At 55.9% G+C, this 5,286-nt stretch carries 3 rRNA genes; all 3 read right to left on the bottom strand.

Going from position 1 to position 5,286, the window contains the following annotated elements:
- Position 1 precedes the first annotated feature (1 nt).
- A 5S ribosomal RNA gene (rrf, locus tag DK926_RS26185) occupies positions 2–118 on the bottom strand.
- A gap of 127 nt (positions 119–245) precedes the next feature.
- Positions 246–3,408, bottom strand: a 23S ribosomal RNA gene (locus DK926_RS26180).
- 353 nt (positions 3,409–3,761) lie between these two features.
- Positions 3,762–5,279: ribosomal RNA gene (locus DK926_RS26175) — 16S ribosomal RNA — on the bottom strand.
- The 16S, 23S and 5S rRNA genes sit together here, the layout of an rRNA operon.
- Positions 5,280–5,286 lie beyond the last annotated feature (7 nt).

Genomic DNA, 5,286 nt, shown 5'->3' with positions numbered 1-5,286 from the left:
TGCACGGCGGTGTCCTACTCTCCCACACCCTGTCGGGTGCAGTACCATCGGCGCTGGAGGGCTTAGCTTCCGGGTTCGGAATGGGACCGGGCGTTTCCCCTCCGCTATGGCCGCCGTAACTCTGTGAAACAGTCACACACGGAACACAACAGGGAACTCGACAGTGTCGAGGGTGTTGGTTCATTCAGTTATCGTGTTGAAACGTGTGTTGTTTCAGATATTGCACAGTGGACGCGTAGCTTCTTTGTGGTAAGTCCTCGGCCTATTAGTACCAGTCACCTGCATCGGTTACCCGACTTCCAGTTCTGGCCTATCAACCCGGTGGTCTGCCGGGGGCCTTACCCCCCCAAAGGGGGTGAGAAACCTCATCTTGGAACAGGCTTCCCGCTTAGATGCTTTCAGCGGTTATCCCTTCCGAACGTAGCTAACCAGCGGTGCTCCTGGTGGAACAACTGGCACACCAGAGGTTCGTCCGTCCCGGTCCTCTCGTACTAGGGACAGCCTTCCTCAAGTTTCTGACGCGCGCGGCGGATAGAGACCGAACTGTCTCACGACGTTCTAAACCCAGCTCGCGTGCCGCTTTAATGGGCGAACAGCCCAACCCTTGGGACCTACTCCAGCCCCAGGATGCGACGAGCCGACATCGAGGTGCCAAACCATCCCGTCGATATGGACTCTTGGGGAAGATCAGCCTGTTATCCCCGGGGTACCTTTTATCCGTTGAGCGACACCGCTTCCACATGCCGGTGCCGGATCACTAGTCCCGACTTTCGTCCCTGCTCGACCTGTCAGTCTCACAGTCAAGCTCCCTTGTGCACTTGCACTCGACACCTGATTGCCAACCAGGCTGAGGGAACCTTTGGGCGCCTCCGTTACATTTTGGGAGGCAACCGCCCCAGTTAAACTACCCACCAGGCACTGTCCCTGAACCAGATCATGGTCCGAGGTTGAGGTATCCAATACGATCAGAGTGGTATTTCAACAACGACTCCACAGTAACTGGCGTCACCGCTTCACAGTCTCCCACCTATCCTACACAAACCGAACCGAACACCAATACCAAGCTATAGTGAAGGTCCCGGGGTCTTTTCGTCCTGCCGCGCGTAACGAGCATCTTTACTCGTAATGCAATTTCGCCGAGTCTATGGTTGAGACAGCTGAGAAGTCGTTACGCCATTCGTGCAGGTCGGAACTTACCCGACAAGGAATTTCGCTACCTTAGGATGGTTATAGTTACCACCGCCGTTTACTGGGGCTTAAATTCTCAGCTTCACCACCACAAGGGCAGTTAACCGGTCCTCTTAACCTTCCAGCACCGGGCAGGCGTCAGTCCGTATACATCGTCTTACGACTTCGCACGGACCTGTGTTTTTAGTAAACAGTCGCTTCTCACTGGTCTCTGCGACCCCACCCAGCTCACGGAGCAAGTCCGATCACCAGGCGTGGTCCCCCTTCTCCCGAAGTTACGGGGGCATTTTGCCGAGTTCCTTAACCATAGTTATCTCGATCGCCTCAGTATTCTCTACCTGACCACCTGTGTCGGTTTGGGGTACGGGCCGTGTGAAAGCTCGCTAGAGGCTTTTCTCGGCAGCATAGGATCACTGAATTCGCCTCAATCGGCTACGCATCACCTCTCAGGCTCGATGAACGGCGGATTTGCCTACCGTTCGCCCTACAGGCTTACACCAGTATTACCACTGACTGGCTCAGCTACCTTCCTGCGTCACCCCATCGCTTGGCTACTACCAGATCAGGTCCCACGCATCCACCCAACGTCCACTACTCGAAAGCAGTGAATCCCATGGATTCAGGGCGGTTAGTATCACTGATTCACCAGGGGCGCGTTCACACGGGTACGGGAATATCAACCCGTTGTCCATCGGCTACGCCTGTCGGCCTCGTCTTAGGTCCCGACTCACCCTGGGCGGATTAACCTGGCCCAGGAACCCTTGGTCATTCGGCGGACGAGTTTCTCACTCGTCTTTCGCTACTCATGCCTGCATTCTCACTCGCACAGCCTCCACACCTAGGTCACCCCGGCGCTTCCACGGCTGCACGACGCTCCCCTACCCACCCACACACCTGGCTGAACTTCCGTAGAAATCCAGCGGGCTATTGTGTGAGTGCCGCAGCTTCGGTGGTGTACTTGAGCCCCGCTACATTGTCGGCGCAGGATCACTTGACCAGTGAGCTATTACGCACTCTTTCAAGGGTGGCTGCTTCTAAGCCAACCTCCTGGTTGTCTTCGCGACCCCACATCCTTTTCCACTTAGTACACGCTTAGGGACCTTAGCTGGCGATCTGGGCTGTTTCCCTCTCGACTACGAACCTTATCGCCCGCAGTCTCACTGCCACGCTCTCACTCATCGGCATTCGGAGTTTGGCTGATTTCGGTAAGCCGGTAAGCCCCCTAGACCATCCAGTAGCTCTACCTCCGACGAGAAACACGTGACGCTGCACCTAAATGCATTTCGGGGAGAACCAGCTATCACGGAGTTTGATTGGCCTTTCACCCCTACCCACAACTCATCCCCTCAGTTTTCAACCTAAGTGGGTTCGGTCCTCCACGACGTCTTACCGTCGCTTCAACCTGGCCATGGGTAGATCACTCCGCTTCGGGTCTAGAACACGCCACTACACACCCGAAGGTGATACGCCCTATTCGGACTCGCTTTCGCTACGGCTACCCCACACGGGTTAACCTCGCGACATGCCACTAACTCGCAGGCTCATTCTTCAAAAGGCACGCCATCACCCACAGTCACAAGTGACTCGCAGGCTCTGACGGATTGTAAGCGCACGGTTTCAGGTACTATTTCACTCCCCTCCCGGGGTACTTTTCACCTTTCCCTCACGGTACTAGTCCGCTATCGGTCACCAGGGAGTATTCAGGCTTATCGGGTGGTCCCGACAGATTCACAGCAGATTTCACGGGCCCGCTGCTACTTGGGCATCCACACTCGACAGTCACGGGTGTTTTCGTCTACGGGACTCTCACCCTCTACGACAGGCCGTTCCAGACCACTTCGACTAACACCATGATTTATCACTGTCGGACAGTCCGGCAGAACCATCACATGCAAACCCCACAACCCTCCATACGCAACCCCTGCCGGGTATCACACGCACAAAGTTTGGCCTCCTCCGCTTTCGCTCGCCACTACTCACGGAATCACAATTGTTTTCTCTTCCTGTGGGTACTGAGATGTTTCACTTCCCCACGTTCCCTCCACACACCCTATATATTCAGGTGCAGGTAACACGACATCACTCGTGCTGGGTTTCCCCATTCGGACACCCTCGGATCACAGCTCGGTTGACAGCTCCCCGAGGCTTATCGCAGCCTCCTACGTCCTTCATCGGCTCCTGGTGCCAAGGCATCCACCGTACGCTCTAAATTACTTACAACAAAGATGCTCGCGTCCACTGTGCAATTCTCAAACAACACACACATGGAAAACCATCCTGTATCCATCAGACCAGAACAATGTCACCACCATTCCGCGATAGGGATACGATCTCCCACCTGCATATTCTTGCCTAGAGAAGAAACAAACTCGCGCTTGTTCTCTCAGGACCCAACAGTATGCCGATATAACTCTCTTCGACCACCAGCACACAGGCCGGCGACCATCATGAAAAGAATAAATTGTCAGTGTTCCACCCGTGAGCACTGCAGTCCCACATGCGGGGACTAAACAGGTTCTGTCTCGCTCCCCCGTCACCTGTGTGACGGTCCGAGCCGAGAAGAAGCTCCTTAGAAAGGAGGTGATCCAGCCGCACCTTCCGGTACGGCTACCTTGTTACGACTTCGTCCCAATCGCCGATCCCACCTTCGACGGCTCCCTCCCACAAGGGGTTAGGCCACCGGCTTCGGGTGTTACCGACTTTCATGACGTGACGGGCGGTGTGTACAAGGCCCGGGAACGTATTCACCGCAGCGTTGCTGATCTGCGATTACTAGCGACTCCGACTTCACGGGGTCGAGTTGCAGACCCCGATCCGAACTGAGACCAGCTTTAAGGGATTCGCTCCACCTCACGGTCTCGCAGCCCTCTGTACTGGCCATTGTAGCATGTGTGAAGCCCTGGACATAAGGGGCATGATGACTTGACGTCGTCCCCACCTTCCTCCGAGTTGACCCCGGCAGTCTCTTACGAGTCCCCACCATCACGTGCTGGCAACATAAGACAAGGGTTGCGCTCGTTGCGGGACTTAACCCAACATCTCACGACACGAGCTGACGACAGCCATGCACCACCTGTACACCAACCACAAGGGAAACCGTATCTCTACAGCTGTCTGGTGTATGTCAAACCCAGGTAAGGTTCTTCGCGTTGCATCGAATTAATCCACATGCTCCGCCGCTTGTGCGGGCCCCCGTCAATTCCTTTGAGTTTTAGCCTTGCGGCCGTACTCCCCAGGCGGGGCGCTTAATGCGTTAGCTACGGCACAGATCCCGTGGAAGGAACCCACACCTAGCGCCCACCGTTTACGGCGTGGACTACCAGGGTATCTAATCCTGTTTGCTACCCACGCTTTCGTTCCTCAGCGTCAGTTGTTTCCCAGAGACCCGCCTTCGCCACCGGTGTTCCTCCTGATATCTGCGCATTTCACCGCTACACCAGGAATTCCAGTCTCCCCTGAAACACTCAAGTCTGCCCGTATCGCCTGCAAGCCCGAAGTTGAGCCCCGGGTTTTCACAAACGACGCGACAAACCGCCTACGAACTCTTTACGCCCAGTAATTCCGGACAACGCTCGCACCCTACGTATTACCGCGGCTGCTGGCACGTAGTTAGCCGGTGCTTCTTCTGCAGGTACCGTCACTCACGCTTCGTCCCTGCTGAAAGAGGTTTACAACCCGAAGGCCTTCATCCCTCACGCGGCGTCGCTGCATCAGGCTTCCGCCCATTGTGCAATATTCCCCACTGCTGCCTCCCGTAGGAGTCTGGGCCGTGTCTCAGTCCCAGTGTGGCCGGTCACCCTCTCAGGTCGGCTACCCGTCGTCGCCTTGGTAGGCCATTACCCCACCAACAAGCTGATAGGCCGCGGGCCCATCCTGCACCGATAAATCTTTCCACCACCCCACATGCATGGAATGGTCATATCCGGTATTAGACCCAGTTTCCCAGGCTTATCCCAGAGTGCAGGGCAGATCACCCACGTGTTACTCACCCGTTCGCCGCTCGTGTACCCCGAAAGGCCTTACCGCTCGACTTGCATGTGTTAAGCACGCCGCCAGCGTTCGTCCTGAGCCAGGATCAAACTCTCCGTAAAAGACTCT

This window comes from Rhodococcus sp. Eu-32 (assembly GCF_003336925.1).
Classification (GTDB): domain Bacteria; phylum Actinomycetota; class Actinomycetes; order Mycobacteriales; family Mycobacteriaceae; genus Rhodococcoides; species Rhodococcoides kyotonensis_B.
This window is presented reverse-complemented; position numbering and strand designations above follow the sequence as displayed.